General features: G+C 54.9%; 26 protein-coding genes. 24 read left to right on the top strand and 2 right to left on the bottom strand.

The window, feature by feature from the left end; translation table 11 throughout:
* Positions 1-139: 139 nt before the first annotated feature.
* The 18 genes from V6944_RS07535 to V6944_RS07450 all read left to right on the top strand — a co-directional run bounded on the left by V6944_RS07535 (position 140) and on the right by V6944_RS07450 (position 11,037).
* Positions 140-1,003: a GPO family capsid scaffolding protein gene (locus V6944_RS07535; RefSeq protein ID WP_333498489.1), complete on the top strand. Its 864-nt coding sequence runs from the start codon at positions 140-142 to the stop codon at positions 1,001-1,003.
* A 31-nt stretch (positions 1,004-1,034) separates the two neighbouring features.
* Positions 1,035-2,186, top strand: a complete 1,152-nt coding sequence (locus V6944_RS07530) for a phage major capsid protein, P2 family (protein WP_333498488.1) — start codon at positions 1,035-1,037, stop codon at positions 2,184-2,186.
* A gap of 3 nt (positions 2,187-2,189) precedes the next feature.
* Positions 2,190-2,951 carry a phage terminase small subunit gene (locus V6944_RS07525; protein ID WP_333498487.1) on the top strand — a complete coding sequence of 254 codons (762 nt, stop codon included), beginning with the start codon at positions 2,190-2,192 and terminating at the stop codon, positions 2,949-2,951.
* Between the two features lie 97 nt (positions 2,952-3,048).
* Positions 3,049-3,549, top strand: coding sequence for a head completion/stabilization protein (locus V6944_RS07520; protein ID WP_333498486.1), 501 nt, complete (start codon positions 3,049-3,051; stop codon positions 3,547-3,549).
* Entirely contained in the window at positions 3,549-3,752 is a 204-nt protein-coding gene (locus V6944_RS07515; protein WP_001100637.1) for a tail protein X, read from the top strand. Before V6944_RS07520 ends, V6944_RS07515 begins: the two co-directional genes overlap by 1 nt.
* Complete coding sequence (locus V6944_RS07510; protein WP_333498485.1) at positions 3,743-3,964, top strand: primosomal protein; 222 nt, start codon at positions 3,743-3,745, stop codon at positions 3,962-3,964. Before V6944_RS07515 ends, V6944_RS07510 begins: the two co-directional genes overlap by 10 nt.
* Complete coding sequence (locus tag V6944_RS07505) at positions 3,948-4,457, top strand: lysozyme (RefSeq protein WP_333498484.1); 510 nt, start codon at positions 3,948-3,950, stop codon at positions 4,455-4,457. Before V6944_RS07510 ends, V6944_RS07505 begins: the two co-directional genes overlap by 17 nt.
* The gene (lysB, locus tag V6944_RS07500; protein ID WP_333498483.1) at positions 4,454-4,867 is read left to right on the top strand and encodes an Rz-like lysis system protein LysB; all 414 of its coding nucleotides are present in this window, start codon (positions 4,454-4,456) and stop codon (positions 4,865-4,867) included. Before V6944_RS07505 ends, lysB begins: the two co-directional genes overlap by 4 nt.
* Positions 4,767-5,012, top strand: coding sequence for an Rz1-like lysis system protein LysC (gene lysC / locus V6944_RS07495; protein ID WP_079935231.1), 246 nt, complete (start codon positions 4,767-4,769; stop codon positions 5,010-5,012). Before lysB ends, lysC begins: the two co-directional genes overlap by 101 nt.
* The gene (locus V6944_RS07490; RefSeq protein ID WP_333498482.1) at positions 4,975-5,442 is read left to right on the top strand and encodes a phage tail protein; all 468 of its coding nucleotides are present in this window, start codon (positions 4,975-4,977) and stop codon (positions 5,440-5,442) included. Before lysC ends, V6944_RS07490 begins: the two co-directional genes overlap by 38 nt.
* On the top strand, positions 5,435-5,890 hold the full coding sequence (locus tag V6944_RS07485) for a phage virion morphogenesis protein (RefSeq protein WP_333498481.1): 456 nt from the start codon (positions 5,435-5,437) through the stop codon (positions 5,888-5,890). Before V6944_RS07490 ends, V6944_RS07485 begins: the two co-directional genes overlap by 8 nt.
* A 70-nt stretch (positions 5,891-5,960) precedes the next feature.
* Positions 5,961-6,647 (top strand): hypothetical protein, encoded by a 687-nt coding sequence (locus tag V6944_RS07480; RefSeq protein ID WP_333498480.1) that lies wholly within the window; start codon positions 5,961-5,963, stop codon positions 6,645-6,647.
* 74 nt (positions 6,648-6,721) lie between these two features.
* Positions 6,722-7,357 (top strand): phage baseplate assembly protein V, encoded by a 636-nt coding sequence (locus V6944_RS07475; RefSeq protein ID WP_333498479.1) that lies wholly within the window; start codon positions 6,722-6,724, stop codon positions 7,355-7,357.
* Entirely contained in the window at positions 7,354-7,701 is a 348-nt protein-coding gene (locus V6944_RS07470; RefSeq protein ID WP_333498478.1) for a GPW/gp25 family protein, read from the top strand. Before V6944_RS07475 ends, V6944_RS07470 begins: the two co-directional genes overlap by 4 nt.
* Before the next feature lie 4 nt (positions 7,702-7,705).
* A complete protein-coding gene (locus V6944_RS07465) occupies positions 7,706-8,614 on the top strand; it encodes a baseplate assembly protein (protein WP_333498477.1) in 909 nt (302 codons plus the stop codon).
* Entirely contained in the window at positions 8,607-9,218 is a 612-nt protein-coding gene (locus tag V6944_RS07460) for a phage tail protein I (protein WP_333498476.1), read from the top strand. The genes V6944_RS07465 and V6944_RS07460 overlap by 8 nt, the downstream gene beginning before the upstream one ends.
* Positions 9,215-10,612 (top strand): phage tail protein, encoded by a 1,398-nt coding sequence (locus V6944_RS07455; protein ID WP_333498475.1) that lies wholly within the window; start codon positions 9,215-9,217, stop codon positions 10,610-10,612. The genes V6944_RS07460 and V6944_RS07455 overlap by 4 nt, the downstream gene beginning before the upstream one ends.
* Before the next feature lie 5 nt (positions 10,613-10,617).
* Positions 10,618-11,037, top strand: a complete 420-nt coding sequence (locus tag V6944_RS07450; RefSeq protein WP_442910724.1) for a tail fiber assembly protein — start codon at positions 10,618-10,620, stop codon at positions 11,035-11,037.
* Here V6944_RS07450 and V6944_RS07445 read toward each other — a convergent pair.
* Entirely contained in the window at positions 11,009-11,443 is a 435-nt protein-coding gene (locus tag V6944_RS07445; protein WP_333498473.1) for a tail fiber assembly protein, read from the bottom strand. The two genes, V6944_RS07450 and V6944_RS07445, sit on opposite strands and share 29 nt — an antisense overlap.
* A gap of 1 nt (position 11,444) precedes the next feature.
* On the bottom strand, positions 11,445-11,834 hold the full coding sequence (locus V6944_RS07440; RefSeq protein WP_333498472.1) for a gp53-like domain-containing protein: 390 nt from the start codon (positions 11,832-11,834) through the stop codon (positions 11,445-11,447).
* Positions 11,835-11,860: 26 nt separating this feature from the next.
* On the opposite strand from V6944_RS07440, the gene V6944_RS07435 reads away from it, so the two are divergent.
* The 6 genes from V6944_RS07435 (at position 11,861) to V6944_RS07410 (ending at position 17,140) form a co-directional block, all read left to right on the top strand.
* Positions 11,861-12,439, top strand: coding sequence for a recombinase family protein (locus V6944_RS07435; RefSeq protein ID WP_333498471.1), 579 nt, complete (start codon positions 11,861-11,863; stop codon positions 12,437-12,439).
* 64 nt (positions 12,440-12,503) lie between these two features.
* Positions 12,504-13,691, top strand: a complete 1,188-nt coding sequence (locus V6944_RS07430; protein ID WP_333498470.1) for a phage tail sheath protein — start codon at positions 12,504-12,506, stop codon at positions 13,689-13,691.
* A 12-nt stretch (positions 13,692-13,703) separates the two neighbouring features.
* On the top strand, positions 13,704-14,222 hold the full coding sequence (locus V6944_RS07425; RefSeq protein WP_333498469.1) for a phage major tail tube protein: 519 nt from the start codon (positions 13,704-13,706) through the stop codon (positions 14,220-14,222).
* Positions 14,223-14,284: 62 nt separating this feature from the next.
* Complete coding sequence (locus V6944_RS07420) at positions 14,285-14,566, top strand: phage tail assembly protein (RefSeq protein WP_333498468.1); 282 nt, start codon at positions 14,285-14,287, stop codon at positions 14,564-14,566.
* A gap of 32 nt (positions 14,567-14,598) precedes the next feature.
* Positions 14,599-14,718, top strand: a complete 120-nt coding sequence (locus V6944_RS07415) for a GpE family phage tail protein (RefSeq protein ID WP_000763326.1) — start codon at positions 14,599-14,601, stop codon at positions 14,716-14,718.
* Complete coding sequence (locus V6944_RS07410) at positions 14,711-17,140, top strand: phage tail tape measure protein (protein ID WP_333498467.1); 2,430 nt, start codon at positions 14,711-14,713, stop codon at positions 17,138-17,140. The genes V6944_RS07415 and V6944_RS07410 overlap by 8 nt, the downstream gene beginning before the upstream one ends.
* Positions 17,141-17,149 lie beyond the last annotated feature (9 nt).

Genomic DNA, 17,149 nt, shown 5'->3' with positions numbered 1-17,149 from the left:
CAAGGCTAAAGATTCAGGGGGGATGAATCGCTAACACCCTGTTGTGTCAGGGGGTGCACTTCCGCAACAGGTAGCTGGTGAAGGGCTGAGTCGGGAAACTACAACCGACCCGATAACCCAACTCAGGACACCTGACAAAATGGCTAAAAAAATTTCGAAATGGTTTCGCATCGGCGTCGCCGGTGATACCTGCGATGGCCGCGATATCAGCGAGCAGGATATTCAGGACATGGCCGACGGCTTTGACCCGCGCGTTTATGGCTGTCGTATCAACCTCGAGCATATTCGCGGTATTTACCCCGACAGTCCGTTTTGCCGTTATGGCGATGTGGTGGAGCTGAAAGCGGAAGTGATCGACGACGATTCGGCGCTCAACGGCAAGCTGGCACTGTTCGGCAAAATTGCCCCCCTCGACAACCTGCTGGCGATGCTGGCGCAAGGTCAGAAGGTTTACACCTCGATGGAAATTCGCCCGAACTTTGCCAACACCGGCAAGTGCGGCCTCATCGGGCTGGCGGTCACCGATGACCCGGCGAGCCTCGGTACTGAATACCTGCAATTCTGCTCCCGCGCCAGCCAAAACCCACTGGCCGGGAAGAAAGACCAGCCTGATGATCTGTTCTCTGTGGCGACCTTCGCCGCGCTGGAATTTGAAGACCAGCCCGACACCATCATCACCCGTCTGAGCGACACCGTAAAAAGCATCTTCAGCCGTAAACAGGCCAGTGACGACGCGCGATTCGGTGATGTACATGAAGCCGTGACCGCCATCGCCGAGCAGGTGCAGACCGGCGGCGAAAGCGCTGATGTACGTTTCAGCCAGCTTGAAAGCGATCTCGCTGACGTCAAAAAGGCGCTGACCGAACAGGCCACTGCCACCTCGCAGCAATTCAGCACCATCAAAACCACGCTGGAGCACACCGAAGATAAAACGCAGCCGCGCCGCAAGTTAAGCGCCGGTGGCGACGGTGATTCGTCTGGCTCCACGCTGACCGACTGCTAACCCCTGATAAACCCGAAGGAATACAAACCCCATGCGTAAAGAGACCCGTTTTAAATTCAATCAGTACCTGAGCCGTATCGCCGAGCTGAACGGCATCAAGACCAGCGACCTCGACAAAAAATTCACCGTCGAGCCGTCGGTCACTCAGACTCTGTTTGACAAAATCCAGCAGTCGTCCAGCTTCCTGAAGCTCATCAACATGGTGACCGTTGGCGAGCTGACCGAAGAGAAAGTCGGTATCGATGTGACCGGCACCATTGCCAGCACCACCGACACCGACGGCGGCATCGAGCGTAAAACCGCTGATTTTGGCAAGCTCGATGCATACCGTTATTTCTGTCATCCGGTCAACTTCGACTATCACCTGAAGTACGGCAAGCTCGACCTGTGGGCGCGTTTTCAGGATTTCCAGATCCGTATTCGCAACGCCATCATCAAGCGTCAGGCGCTGGACTACATCACCATCGGCTTTAACGGTGTAAGCCGCGCGGCGACCTCCGACCGTGCTCAGAATCCACTGCTTCAGGATGTGGCTGTCGGCTGGTTGCAGAAATACCGCAACGATGCGCCTGAGCGCGTCATGTCCAGCGTCACCGACGATGATGGTACGGTGATTTCGAACACCATCAAGGTGGGTAAAGGTGGTCATTACGCCAACCTCGACGCGCTGGTGATGGATGCTTTTGAATCGCTGGTCGCGGAAATTCACCGCGAAAACCCGGAAATGGTGGTTATCTGTGGTCGCCGCATCCTGACCGACAAATACTTCCCGATGATTAACAAATTCCAGGCGAACAGCGAACAGCTCGCCGGTGAACTGATTATCAGCCAGAAGACCATCGGCCAGCTTCAGGCGGTGCGCGCGCCGTTCTTCCCGGCCAACAGCATCCTGATCACCACGCTGGATAACCTGTCGATTTATCTGTACGAAGACGGCCACCGCCGCCACATCGTCGAAAACCCGAAACTCGACCAGGTGGAAAACTACGAACAGGTCAAAGTCGATTTCGTGGTCGAGGACTACGAGGCCGGTTGCCTGATTGAGAATATCGACGTTCTCGAGCAGGACGAGACCGCCACGCCGGAAACAACCAGCGCAGATGCCTTTGCGGCGGCATTGGTCAAAGCGGTGCAGTCTATGACCGGCACCGCCCCGGCTGAAACTGACGGCGCGGAGGCGTAACCGATGGCAACCCCCGCACAGCGTCACGCGATGCGGGTCTCGGCTATCAGGGCATCGCAGCGGGAAAACGCCCCGCTGCGTCATGCCTCGGCTTACGAGCAAATGCTCGTCAAGCTGGCCGCAGACCGCCGGACGCTCTCAGACATTCGCTCGAAAGAACGTAAAGCGGATAAAAAACGCGAATTACTCCCGCTGTACCTGCCGTGGGTCGCTGGCGTACTGGAAAGCGGCACCGGCGCACAGGATGACATCCTGATGACGGTGATGCTCTGGCGTCTCGATGCGGGGGATATCACTGGCGCTGTCGAGATTGCGCGCTATGCGCTGCGCTTCGGTCTCTCGATGCCGGAAAACCATTCCCGCCCCGCGCCTTACATGCTGGCCGAAGAGGTTGCGCTCGCGGCACTCCGTGCCCGTATGGCCGGTGAGCCTGTCGACGCCGCGCAACTGCTCGAGGTCATTAGTCTGACCGACGCTGCCGACATGCCTGATGAAGTGCGCGCCCGGCTGCATAAGGTCGCCGGTCTGACGTTACGTGATGCCGGTCAGCTTCCTGAAGCGCTAGGGCATCTGAAACGCGCCTTACAGCTCGACGCTAGCGCCGGTGTTCGCAAGGACATTGAGACACTCACCCGCGAGGTATTCCCGAAGCCGGTCGCCGCCAAAAAAGCGGAAAAGAAAACCGTCGCTAAAAAGGCACCCGCTAAAAAAACAGATTCACCAGTGAAACGAGGGCGAGGACGCCCGAAGAAAGTCACCGGTTAACCGAACGCGCCCCGCGCCGGGCGGCTCGCTGGTCAATGTCGGTGATTCACCGTAGCTGCGACCGGCGACCACCGCCCACCTAATTACTGAGGTAGTCATGAGCACGATTGTGATGAACAACCCGACGCAACCGCGCGACCAGATGGTCATTCCGCCTGTGCCGGTTGAGGAGCCGGTGATTAAAAACACCGCCTTTTTCCCTGACGTTGATCCGAAGCGTATGCGCGATGAAATGCGCCTCGAGCAGACCGTGACGCCGGTGCGTCTGCGTCGTGCAATTAAAACCGCGATGGCCGAGACCAACGCCGAGCTGGCCGAATGGCGCGACCTTCAGCTCGCCGACGGTTACCCGCGCCTTGAGGATGTGCCGACGGATGAACTCGACGGCGAAAGCGTCCGGGTCTTCCACTACTTCAACGCCGTTTGCTCAATGACGACCGCGACGCTGTACGAGCGTTATCGCGGCGTTGATGCCAGCGCCAAAGGCGATAAAAAAGCCGACAGCATCGAGGACACCATCGATGAAATGTGGCGTGACATGCGCTGGTCGGTCGCTCGCATCCAGGACAAAGCGCGCTGCATTGTGGGACAAATCTGATGAACGTCATCGCGCATCAGGGCGACACGCTCGACACGTTATGTCAGCGCCATTACGGGCGTACTGAGGGTGTGGTCGAGGCAGTGCTTTTGGCTAATCCGGGTCTCGCCGAGCTGGGCGTCGTCCTGCCTCACGGCACGGCGGTCAGCTTGCCTGAAGTCGACGCCGCACCGGTATCGGAGACCGTTAACCTATGGGACTGACGATGGAAAAAATCACGACCTTTCTGACGTACTGGCTGTCCGTAGCGCTGGCGTATTTCGGTACGCAGACGCCAGAAAAGACAGCGCTTTTTATCGGGGGTGGCTGTGCCATTTTCACCGCGCTGGTGAATTTCTGGTATCGCCGCAGGACGTATAACTACCTCGTTTCAATGGGTATCGATAAGGGGGTTATTCGTGGCCTCAATCGTTAAACGTTGCAGTGTGGCCGTCGTGCTGGCGCTGGCGGCACTGGTGCCTGATTTCCGTTTGCTCCACACCTCGCCGGAGGGGCTCGCGCTGATTGCCGACCTCGAGGGTTGTCGGTTGCGCCCTTACCAGTGCAGCGCGGGGGTGTGGACGTCAGGCATCGGCCACACTGCCGGGGTGGCCCCGAAACGGGATATCACCGGGAAAGAAGCCGCTGCGAATCTGGTCGCCGACGTGCTGAACGTCGAGCAGCGACTCGCGGTCTGTGTGCCGGTAGACATGCCACCCGCTGTGTATGACGCGCTGGTCAGCTTCGCCTTTAACGTCGGCACCGGCGCGGCCTGTCGCTCAACGCTGGTTTATCACCTGAAGCACCGGCAATGGTGGCAAGCCTGTGACCAGCTCACCCGCTGGGTGTTTGTGAACGGTGTCCGTAATACCGGGCTCGAAAATCGCCGCTTGCGCGAACGCACATACTGCCTGAAGGGGGCACAATGAAAACGCTGATTGTGTTGTTAGCGCTGGCCGTGGCCGGGCTGCTCTGGATGCGCCACGAAAACACCAGCCTGACCCGCTCGTTTGAACGGGCGAATAAAGTCGCCGGTGAACAGAAAACGGTTATCAGCATGCTGAAAAGCCAGCTTAAAACTTCCCACCGCATCAGTGGTGAAAACGAGACCGCTCAGGTCTTACTGCGCGGCGAACTCATGGATGCCGGAGCCCGGGCGCAACGTCGGGAACAGACTATCACGAGGTTACTCAATGAAAACGAACAGCTTCGCCGCTGGTATAGCGCTGATTTGCCTGATGCTGTGCGCCGGTTGCACCAGCGCGCCGCCTGTGCCGACGCCGGTGATTGTTTACAACGCTTGCCCGAGGGTCAGCCTTTGCCCGATGCCGGGAAGTGACCCGACCACTAATGGCGACCTGAGCGCGGATATACGCCAGCTCGAAAGCGCCCTTGAGCGCTGCGCGCTTCAGGTCAGAACGGTAAAAAACTGCCAGGACAAAATCGATGTACAAGCCGAAGAGTCTGCGAAAAGCCTTAACTGACGCCGTGCCTGATTTGGCGCGTAACCCCGAAATGATGCGTATTTTTATCGATAACGGGAAACTCGCCTCCACGCTGGCGGCGTCGCTGTCTTTTGAAAATCAGTACACGCTCAATGTGGTGGTGACTGACTTCACCGGGGATATCGAACTGCTGCTCGTGCCGGTTCAGGCGTGGCTGCGCATTCATCAGGCCGACATCATGACGACCGATGAGGGCCGCAAAAAGGGCTTCACCTATTTTGCCGATATCAACAGCAATGACAGCACTGATATCAGCATCAGCCTGATGCTGACCGAGCGCACGATTGTCAAAGAACAGGGGCACGAGCTGCACGTCGAACAAGCCCCGGAACCGCAGCCGCCGGAGCCGGTCACCCGCCCGACTGAGCTGTATGTGCAGGGTGAGCTGGTGAGTCAATGGGATGAATGATTTTAAACCGTTCGACGATAAGCTCGCGGGGCTGATTGCGGCACTTTCCCCGACCGCCCGACGCAGGATGGCCGCAGATATCGCAAAGACTTTGCGCGCCCGGCAACAACGCCGGATTAAAACGCAGGAAGCTCCCGATGGCACCCCATACGTCGCACGAAAACGCCAGCCGGTGAAAGCGAAGAAAGGCCGGGTTAAGCGGGAAATGTTCGCGAAGCTCCGCACCAGTCGCTTTATGAAAGCCACGGCGGGAAATGATGCGGCGGTCGTGGAATTTACCGGCAAGGTGCAACGGATGGTGAATGTGCATCAGTACGGCCTGAAGGATAAGCCAGGGCGAAACAGCAAGCCGGTACAGTACGACGCCCGACCGCTCATCGGGTTTGATCTAGATTCTATTCAACTCATTGAGAATGCTATATTAATGAGATTATCGAAGGCTGACTGAGATCGTTGATGTTATGAATCTAAAATTTAGCATGCTGAGACAACGGATAAAAAAGTCTCAAAAAATAGTGATGGATAGGATTATATCAGATCACAACGCTGAGATTTGTGTTCTCTGTGGGAGTGAAAATGAAATCACCAGAGAGCACATCATTCCACAATGGGCGTTTGAAGCTGACCAAAAAAAATTTCTTATTAATACTAAAAACAACCAATCTGCCAGTTATATAAAATCAACCATTCCGGCTTGTAGAGGGTGTAACTCAGATTTGCTTGGCTCTTTTGAAGACTATTTAAAGCGATTATTCCGTGATAAAGATGGCGCAGAACTGGACTCATATGAAGTTGACTGCATCATATGGTGGCTGCAATACATTGGTTTCAAACTGCAACTGATGGATCTGCGCTCCCGATTCCTAAGGTATAAGGGCGGTAATTATATACCTTTTATTGCGGATATCCCTGTTGCGATGTTTTGGGGTGATATCGATACGACTCCACACAAGGTTTTTCGTACGATAAGACGAACCCGAAGAGCTCTTATTAAAATGAATAAGTGCAGTAAGCGAAACTCATTGCTGATATTTAACACAAAAAACCCTAGTTTTCATTTTTTTCATAAAGTGGATGAATTTATCTTTATTGAAATGCCTCAGGTGAAGAAGGCTTTCTTTTTTTTCTACAACAAAGAGTTTGAGTACCATAAGGCGGCACATGCTGAGTGCATGGAAGTAATCAAAAAAGTTTACAATAGTTAACCCTGATGTTGTGTCATTGACAGTAAAACCCGCATCAATTGCCGCTCAGAGTTCTGGGCGGCATCCTTCCCTGTATGAATACTCGCGCAAATCTTCAGGACGCTTTACGCCTCCTTCGCAACCTGATCCGCACCGGCGTCATTGTCGAAGTTGACCTCGCTGACGGGCGCTGTCGTGTCCAGACTGGCGGCATTACTACTGACTGGCTTCAATGGCTGACCACGCGCGCCGGTCGTTCATGTGTCTGGTGGGCTCCGTCAGTGGGCGAACAGGTTTTACTGCTGGCCGTGGGCGGTGAGCTCGATACCGCCTTTGTGTTGCCCGGTATTTTTTCTGATGACCACCCCGCGCCGTCGGCGTCGGCTGATGCATTTCACATCACCTTTCCTGACGGGGCGGTTATCGAGTACGAGCCGGAGACCAGCGCGCTGACGGTGAGCGGCATCAAAACCGCAGTCGTTACAGCGTCGGAATCCATCGCCGTAACGGTGCCGGTGGTGACGGTGAAAGCCGAGACCCGCATCACCCTCGATACCCCGGAGGTGGTCTGCACCAACAAACTGACAACCGGGTCACTCGAGGTCACCAAAGGCGGGACGATGAAAGGTGATATCACCCATACCGGCGGCTCGCTTTCTTCAAACGGAAAAGTGCTTCATCTGCATAAACACCCCGGCGACAGCGGCGGTGAAACAGGGACACCACTATGACAACACGTTACATCGGTATGAACCGCGAGACCGGGCGCGCTATCACTGATGCTGAGCACATCAGACAGAGCTGTAGCGACATTCTGCGAACGCCGGTCGGCTCGCGCGTGATGCGCCGCGATTATGGCTCGCTGCTGTTCTCCCTCGTTGACCAGCCACAGACCGACGCGCTGAAGCTGCAAACTATGTGCGCCTGTTATATGGCGCTGCTGAAGTGGGAGCCGCGCATCAGCATCAGCGCGCTGACGGTCGAGCGCCAGTTTAACGGCCAGATGATTGTTGAACTGACCGGCGAGACCAAAGATACCGGCAAAACGATTTCTCTAACCATCCCAGTGAGTTGAATTTATGGCAACCATCGACCTGAGCCAGCTCCCCGCGCCCGACTTCGTGGAAACGCTGGATTTTGAGACCATTCTCGCGGAACGCAAAGCGACGCTGGTCTCGCTTTATCCTGAAGAACAACAGGAAGCTGTTGCGCGCACTCTCGCCCTTGAGTCTGAGCCGCTGGTGAAATATCTGGAGGAAAACGCCTACCGTGAGGTCATCTGGCGTCAGCGTGTAAACGATGCCGGGAAAGGCTGCACACTGGCCTATGCGAATAATAACGACCTCGACGTAATAGCCGGGAACAACAACACCTCGCGTCAGACCGTGACACCTGCCGATGACAACACTATCCCGCCGACACCGGCGGTCATGGAGTCTGACGCTGATTTACGGCTACGCGCACAACAGGCGTATGAAGGGCTCAGTGTGGCGGGTCCGGTCGGCGCATATGAATATCACGGCCGAAGTGCTGACGGACGGGTCGCTGATATCTCAGTTGTGAGCCCATCACCGGCCTGCGTGACCATTACCGTTCTTTCTCGTGATGATGACGGCACAGCATCTGATGACCTGCTGGCCATCGTAGAAAAAGCGCTTAACGCTGAAGAGGTACGCCCCGTTGGTGACCGGGTGACCGTGCAGAGCGCTGAAGTCGTGCCGTATCAGATTGACGCGACCCTTTATTTTTATCCGGGGCCGGAAGCCGAGCCCATCCGTCAGGCTGCTGAAGAAAAACTCAGGGCGTATATCACCGCGCAACAGCGACTAGGCCGCGATATTCGTCAGTCAGCCATCTATGCCGCTCTGCACGTCGAAGGTGTGCAGCGTGTCGAACTGGCCGCGCCACTGGCCGACATTGTGCTCAGTAAATACCAGGCATCCTGTTGCACCAAATACAGCATCGCTGACGGGGGTGCCGATGAGTGATAACCGGCTGTTGCCCGTTGGCTCGTCGGTGCTGGAGGTTGCCGCCGCTCGCGCGGCCGCAGATATCGAGCGTGTGCCGATACCGCTTCGCACGTTGTGGAACTGGCGCACCTGCCCGGTACGGCTGCTGCCCTATCTGGCGTGGGCGTTTTCGGTTGACCGCTGGGATGAGAACTGGACGGAGGCGACAAAACGCAGCGTTATCGCCTCGGCGTTTTACGTTCACGCCCACAAAGGCACCATCACCGCACTACGGCGCGTGGTGGAGCCGCTGGGCTATCTGATTGAGGTTAAGGAGTGGTGGGCGCTCAACGAAGAGCCGGGTACTTTCCGGCTGGTTGTGGGCGTACTCGAGACCGGCATCACCGATGAGATGTATCTCGAGCTCGAGCGCCTGATTGAAGGGGCTAAACCGGCAAGCCGACACCTGACCGGGCTCGCTATCAGCCTGAGCACCACCGGGCGCGCTTATGTGGGTGCCAGTTGCTACGACGGCGACCTGTTAACCGTTTATCCCTATGCCGCCGAGGAAATTGTCGTCGGTGGTGATTTTTATCCGGCTTCGGCCATTCATCTGATTGATAACCTGCGAGTAAGCGCATGACGACAAAATATTTTGCCATCCTGACCAATCAGGGCGCGGCGCGACTGGCAAACGCGACCGCACTTGGTACACAACTGAATATTACCCAAATGGCCGTCGGCGACGGGAACGGCACATTGCCGACACCTGACCCGGCTCAGACAAAGCTCATTAGCGAGCGCCGCCGGAAGCCGCTGAATTCACTGGCCGTTGATACAAACGACGCCAGTCAGATTATTGCCGAGCAAATCATCCCGGAGAATGAGGGCGGTTTCTTCATTCGCGAAATCGGTCTTTATGATGACGATGGCATTTTGATTGCTGTCGCCAACTGCCCGGAAACCTATAAGCCGTTACTGGCTGAGGGTAGCGGTCGAACGCAGACCATTCGCATGATTCTGGTTGTCTCGAGCACTTCAGCGATCACCTTAAAAATTGACCCATCAGTCGTGCTGGCAACCCGCAAATATGTGGATGATAAGGTGCTGGAGTTGAAGGTATATGTTGATGACCAGATGGCAAAACATATCGCAGCTACCGATCCTCATACGCAGTATGCGACGAAAGCCAATCCGACATTCACCGGCACGCCAAAAGCGCCGACGGCAGCGGCAGGCAATAATTCCACGCAGCTAGCCACCACGGCCTTTGTGCAGGCTGCACTGGTTGCCCTGATTAACGGTGCTCCTGCCACGCTGGACACGCTTAAAGAAATCGCTGCGGCTATTAACAATGACCCTAGTTTCAGTACCACTATTAATAACGCGTTGGCGCTGAAAGCGCCGCTTGCGAGCCCAGCTCTGACCGGGGTGCCAACAGCGCCTACTGCGGCACAGACGGTTAACAATACACAGGTCGCCACTACCGCTTTTGTAAAATCAGCTCTTGCGGCACTGGTGGCATCATCACCGGCAGCTCTTGATACGTTGAATGAACTGGCAGCAGCGCTGGGTAATGACCCAAACTTTGCCACGACGATGACGAACGCGCTGGCAAACAAACAAGCCAAAGATGCCACGCTTACGGCACTTAGCGGAAAAGATGTTGCGGGGCTTCTCACATACCTTGGTTTGGGGGGAGGCGCAAAACTGGCGGCAGCAAGATGCGCTACTGGCAGCAGAGGCTATTTATCTATACCTGCAATAGTTGCAGGGGAAGAAAAGGTAATTATTTTACAGTGGACCGGAGGGGCAACGAGCGATTACACAACGACTACCACTGTGAGCTTCCCTATCGCATTTCCTAATGAGTGCATGATTCCGTTATTCAGTGATATATCTACTAATCCTGTAGATTTGAGTTCTACTGCTGCATTCAACCTGGCTGCAGGGCGAGCATATTATACAAGTTTTACAAAAACCCAAATTACATGTGCCGCCTATGGCGGTTTTAGAATCTTTGCGATTGGATGGTGAATAATATGTTTTATTCTGCGAAAGAAAATGCGTTTTATGCTGATGAGTTAAGAAGTATCTATGAAAAAGCAGGTAGCTGGCCCGGCGATAGTATTGAAGTGGATAATTCAATATTTTTCGAGTTTTCAAATGAACCACCAGAAGGAAAATACAGAGTCGCCGGAAAAGATGGCCTCCCTGCATGGGTGGAAATCCCCCCTCCCACAAGGGAAGAAATAACAGCTGTGAATGATGCACAAAAATCAGCTTTGAAAGCAGGCGCTGATGCTGAGATAGCCTGGAGACAGGATGCCGTAGATGCAGGTATTGCGACGGATGACGAAACGGCCGCGCTGGCTGAATGGAAAAAATACCGGGTGCTGCTGATGCGAGTTGATACAACAGACCCGGACTGGCCTACACCTCCGGTGACTCAGGCCAGTTGATATCTGGTGCGCTGGACGTGTCTACTGCCTCCAGCGCATCGAGGTAATCTAACCACAGGCTGTACTGTATTTTTTCTGAATCCTTTAACCGCCCCATAGCGGCCTTACCAGGCCACTGCTTGCCATTCATATACACATTGGCTCGGTCAATTCTGTCCTGTTTTTCAACATCAGCAGCTGCGATCAATTCGTCTTGTGTCGGCTCTGGTTGTTCAATCCATAGCGGCATATTATCACCACTTACCCCGCGCATCATGCCCTCAGGTGGAATTCCTGTGAACTCTATAAAAATAGAATCTTCTACATCGATTCCGTCCTCCGGCCATGAGTCTGTTATTTCGTAGGAGGTTTTTAATTCAAACGGATAGAACGCATTTTTTGATGGACTAAAGATATAATTTGCCATGTTAGTACCCGAGGGCTAAATAGTTAAATGCATCAGTGTTAGCAGCGGCTGACTTCGCAATAAACCCTGTGGTGGTGGGCAGCGAAATACCTACCGCTGCTGGCTGTTGCGCTGTGGTATAAGATGGGTCAATCTGCCCGGTTGTAATGATTACAATCCCTGACGGGAATGGAATCGGGAACGTATTAGATATTCCCGTTGAGGCTGAGTTGCCAGCATTCGCAGATCCCCACTGCAAAATATATCCACCTGGTAGTTTTTGATATCCAGATCCTGATGCGAAGGCGGACATATCCGGAATCTGGTTTACTCCCGTACCAACACCTCTCTTCGCTGCCTCTTTCAAACCAACGTTTAAGAAAATGCAGTTTTCCCGCCGGGCTGGCATCATTCCGGCTTTTGCATAAGGGAAAACCGATGCAGGTTGGCTATGTGCGCGTATCAACAAATGAACAAAACACTGCGCTACAGCGCGACGCACTGGAACGGTCGGGATGTGAGCTAATTTTCGAAGATAAAATCAGCGGGAAATCGACCAACAGGCCGGGACTCAATCGCGCATTAAAACGACTTCAGGCCGGTGATACACTGGTTGTCTGGAAGCTCGACCGGCTCGGTCGTAGCATGCGGCATCTTGTCTCGATGACTGAAGAGCTTCGCCAGCGCGGCGTAAATTTCAGGAGCCTGACCGACAGTATCGATACCTCAACGCCGATGGGGCGTTTTTTCTTCCACATCATGGGCGCGCTTGCTGAAATGGAACGCGAGCTGATTGTCGAACGCACTCGCGCCGGGCTCGATTCCGCTCGCGCTCAGGGCCGAATCGGAGGACGTCGGCCAAAGCTGGCGCCAGACGAATGGGCTCAGGCCGGGCGACTGATTGCGGCCGGAGAAACCCGTCAGCGCGTCGCGATGATTTTTGATGTGGGCATATCGACACTATATAAAAAATTCCCGGCAACAAATCCCGTTGTGTCAGACACCGCCGAACCCTGACAAATAGCCGCACACAGGCGTAAACCAGACAATATCACTCACCCCAACTAACGGAGTTAAACGGATGAGTGATTATCATCACGGCGTCGAAGTCGTCGAAATTAACGACGGAACACGCACAATCTCGACCGTATCAACGGCGGTTGTCGGCATGGTCTGTACGGCCAGTGATGCTGATGCCGATATGTTCCCGCTCAATGAGCCGGTACTGATTACCAGCCCACAAAACGCCATCGCGAAAGCCGGTACCAAAGGTACCCTGGCAAAATCCTTACAGGCCATTGCTGACCAGTCAAAACCGGTCATCGTGGTCGTGCGCGTCGCGGAGGGTACCGGCGACGACGACGAGGCACAGGCGCAAACCATTTCGAACATCATCGGCACCACGGATGAGAACGGCAAATACACCGGACTGAAAGCATTGTTAACGGCGAAAGCGGTTACCGGCGTGAAACCCCGTATTCTCGGTGTGCCGGGTCTCGATACTCAGGAGGTCGCGACCGCGCTTGCGTCCGTGGCTCAGAAATTACGTGCTTTCGCTTACGTCAGCGCGTGGGGCTGTAAAACCATTTCTGACGTTATCGCCTATCGCGAAAACTTCAGCGCCCGTGAGCTCATGATTATCTGGCCTGATTTCCTCGGGTGGGATACCACGACCAACGCGACGACAACCAGCTACGCGACCGCCATCGCGCTGGGGCTGCGCGCAAAAATCGACAATGACACCGGGTGGCATAAAACCCTGTCGAACGTCGGCGTCAACGGTGTTACTGGCATCAGTGCATCGGTCTTCTGGGATTTGCAGGAAAAAGGCACCGATGCCGACCTGTTGAATGAGGCTGGTGTTACCACGCTGATTCGTGCTGATGGTTTCCGCTTCTGGGGTAACCGTAATTGCTCCGATGACCCGCTGTTTCAGTTTGAAAACTACACCCGCACCGCGCAAATCATCGCCGACACAATGGCCGAAGGGCATATGTGGGCAAATGATAAGCCCGTCACCGCCACGTTAATTCGCGACATTATCGACGGTATTAACGCGAAATTCCGCGAGCTGAAAACCGGGGGGTACATCATCGATGCGACGTGCTGGTTTGACGAAGAGGCCAACAGCAAAGAAACCCTCAAGGCCGGAAAACTGTTTATTGATTACGACTATACGCCGGTACCACCACTCGAAAACCTGACTCTGCGCCAGCGTATCACCGACAAATATCTGGCGAATCTGGTCTCATCCGTCAACAGCAAATAAGGAGCCTGACCAATGGCATTACCGCGCAAGCTCAAACTCATGAATCTGTTTATCGACGGGGTGAGTTATCTCGGTGTCGTGCAGTCCGTCACGCTGCCAAAACTTACCCGCAAGCTCGAGAATTATCGCGGCGGCGGGATGAATGGCTCGGCACCGGTCGACCTCGGCCTCGATGATGATGCGCTGTCGGCTGAAATCTCACTCGGTGGTTTCCCTGATGACGCTATCTGGTCGCTATACGCTGCCACCGGTACAGCCTCTGTCCCGCTGCGTTTTGCCGGGTCTTACCAGCGTGATGATACCGGCGAGACCGTACCGGTCGAGGTTGTTCTCCGTGGCCGTCAGAAAGAAATCGACCTCGGCGAAGCCAAACAAGGCGAAGACACCGAGTCGAAAATCTCGCTTATGTGTACTTACTTCAAACTGACGATGAATGGCTCGGAACTGGTGGAAATCGACACGGTGAACCTCATCGAAAAAGTGAGCGGCACCGACATGCTCGAGGCGCACCGACAAAACATCGGCCTGTAATTCTGCCCCGGTCAGCATGGCTGGCCGGGCATCCTGAAACCTGAATTTAACGAGAAAATATCATGGAAAAAATTAACGAAAATATCGTCACTCTGATTAAACCAATTACGCGCGGTGAGCAGGTGATTACCGATGTCACTCTGTTAAAACCGTCCGCCGGAACCCTGCGCGGTGTCAGCCTGGCATCTGTCGCAAACTCCGACGTCGATGCGCTGATTAAAGTGCTGCCGCGCATGACCATGCCGTCACTGACCGAACAGGAGGCCGCCGCGCTGGAGCTGCCCGACCTGTTGTCGTTTGCCGGTAAGGTGGTTGGTTTTTTGTCACCGAATTCGGCGGCGTAACCTTCCCGAAAAAACTCTCGGTCGATGACCTGATGGCTGACATAGCGGTAATTTTCCACTGGTCGCCATCAGACCTGTATCCCATGAGCCTGACCGAACTCGTCAACTGGCGCGAAAAAGCGCTACAGCGAAGCGGAAACACGAATGAGTAACAACCTCAAACTCGAAGTGCTGCTGAAAGCTGTCGACCAGGCGACCCGACCCTTTAAAGCGATCCAGACGGCGAGCAAATCGCTGTCTGGCGATATCCGCACGACTCAGCAATCCCTGCGTGATTTGAATGGTCAGGCATCGAAAATCGACGGTTTTCGCAAAGCCAGCGCACAACTGGCGGTAACCGGACAGGCGCTGGAAAAGGCAAAACAGGAAGCCGCCGAGCTGGCGGTGCAGTTTAAAAACACGGAACGGCCAACGGCGGCACAGGCCAGAGTGCTGGAATCAGCAAAGCGTTCGGCTGAAGGGTTACAGGCAAAATATAACAGCCTCACCCAATCGGTGAAGCGGCAACAGATCGAGCTCGGCAAAGCGGGGATTAATACGCGCAATCTGTCGAATGATGAAAGCCGCCTGAAAAACTCTATCAATGAAACCACCGCACAACTTAACCGCCAGCGTGAAGCACTGGCGCAGGTCAGCGCGCAACAGGCAAAACTCAGCGCAGTACAAAAACGCTATCAGGCAGGAAAGGCACTGGCTGGAAATGCGGCGTCGATGGGTGCTGCCGGGATAGGTATGGCAACGACCGGAGCGCTTGCCGGTGTTGCACTGATGAAGCCCGGTTATGATTTTGCTCAGAAAAACGCTGAGTTACAGGCCGTTCTCGGTGTCGGTAAAGACTCAGCTGATATGGTGGCGCTCCGCAAACAGGCGCGCCAGCTCGGCGACAACACCGCCGCGTCGGCTGATGATGCTGCCGGTGCTCAGATTATTATTGCAAAGGCTGGCGGCGATGCTGCGGCTATTCAGGCCGCTACCCCCGTAACACTCGATATGGCGCTCGCAAACCGTCGAACGATGGAAGAGAACGCCGGGTTATTGATGGGGATGCGCTCTGCCTTCCAGCTTTCAAACGATAAGGTCGCCCATATCGGTGATGTTCTGTCGATGACGATGAACAAAACCGCCGCCGACTTTGACGGCCTGAGTGATGCGCTGACTTATGCCGCGCCGGTGGCGAAAAATGCCGGGATCAGCATCGAGGAAACAGCCGCAATGGTCGGCGCACTGCATGACGCCAAAATTACGGGCTCGATGGCGGGTACGGGGAGCCGTGCCGTATTAAGTCGCCTGCAGGCTCCAACGGGCAAAGCGTATGACGCCATTAAAGAGCTCGGCGTCAAAACGGCTGATGGTAAGGGGAACACACGTCCAATATTTACCATCCTGAAAGAAATGCAGCGGAGTTTTGATAAAAACAACCTCGGCACCGGCCAGCGCGCCGAATACATGAAAACCATTTTCGGTGAAGAGGCCAGCTCGTCGGCTGCGGTACTCATGACCGCTGCCTCGAGCGGGAAATTAGACCAGCTTACCGCTTCCCTTAAAGCATCGGATGGCAAAACCGCTGAGCTGGTGAAGGTCATGCAGGATAACCTCGGCGGCGATTTTAAAGAGTTTCAGTCTGCGTATGAAGCGGTAGGAACCGACCTGTTTGACCAGCAAGAGTCATCATTAAGAAAGCTGGTACAAACGACGACAGGGTATGTATTGAGGCTCGATAGCTGGATCCAAAAGAACAAGTCTCTTGCCACCACGCTGGGAGTCATTATGGCGGCGGCTGTCGGCATTGTGGGGATGATTGGTGCCATTGGCCTTGTGTCGTGGCCGGTAATTGCTGGCATTAACGCCATCATTGCGGCGGCTGGTGCGCTTGGTGCGGTCTTTACGACAATCAGTGGCGGGGTCATTGCGGCTATTGGTGCTATTACGTGGCCTGTCGTAGCGGTAGCGGCGGCTGTTGTCGCTGGCGCGCTGCTTATCCGTAAATACTGGGAGCCTGTCAGCGCATTCTTTGCCGGTGTGGTCGAGGGGCTCATGAGTGCCTTTGCGCCGGTCGGGGAAATGTTCGCCCCGCTGGCACCCATTTTCGACAGTCTCGGCGAAAAACTTCGCGGCGTCTGGCAGTGGTTTAAAGACCTGATAGCGCCGGTGAAAGCAACTCAGGACACGCTCAACAGTTGTCGTGATGTTGGGGTTATGTTCGGTCAGGCGCTGGCCGATGCACTGCTGATGCCGCTTAATGCCTTTAACAAGCTGCGAAGCGGGATTGACTGGGTGCTCGAAAAACTCGGCATTATCAACAAAGAATCCAGCTCACTTGACCAGACTGCGGCGAAGGCCAATGCGGCGACGCAGAACGGTTACAGCCCGGCAATCAGCGCATACAACAGCTATCAGCCGGTCACGGCACCCGCCGGTAAAACCTACATCGACCAGAGTCGGCCAACCTATCAAATCACCGTGCCGGGCAATGGTATGCCGGGAGGTCGGTTGGGTAATGATTTGCAGGATGCATTAGAGAAGTATGAGCGCGATAAGCGCGCCAAAGCCCGCGCAAGCATGATGCATGACTAAGGAGACTGA

The sequence above is a fragment of the Kluyvera sp. CHPC 1.2972 genome (genome assembly GCF_036759925.1).
Classification (GTDB): domain Bacteria; phylum Pseudomonadota; class Gammaproteobacteria; order Enterobacterales; family Enterobacteriaceae; genus Kluyvera.
This window is presented reverse-complemented; position numbering and strand designations above follow the sequence as displayed.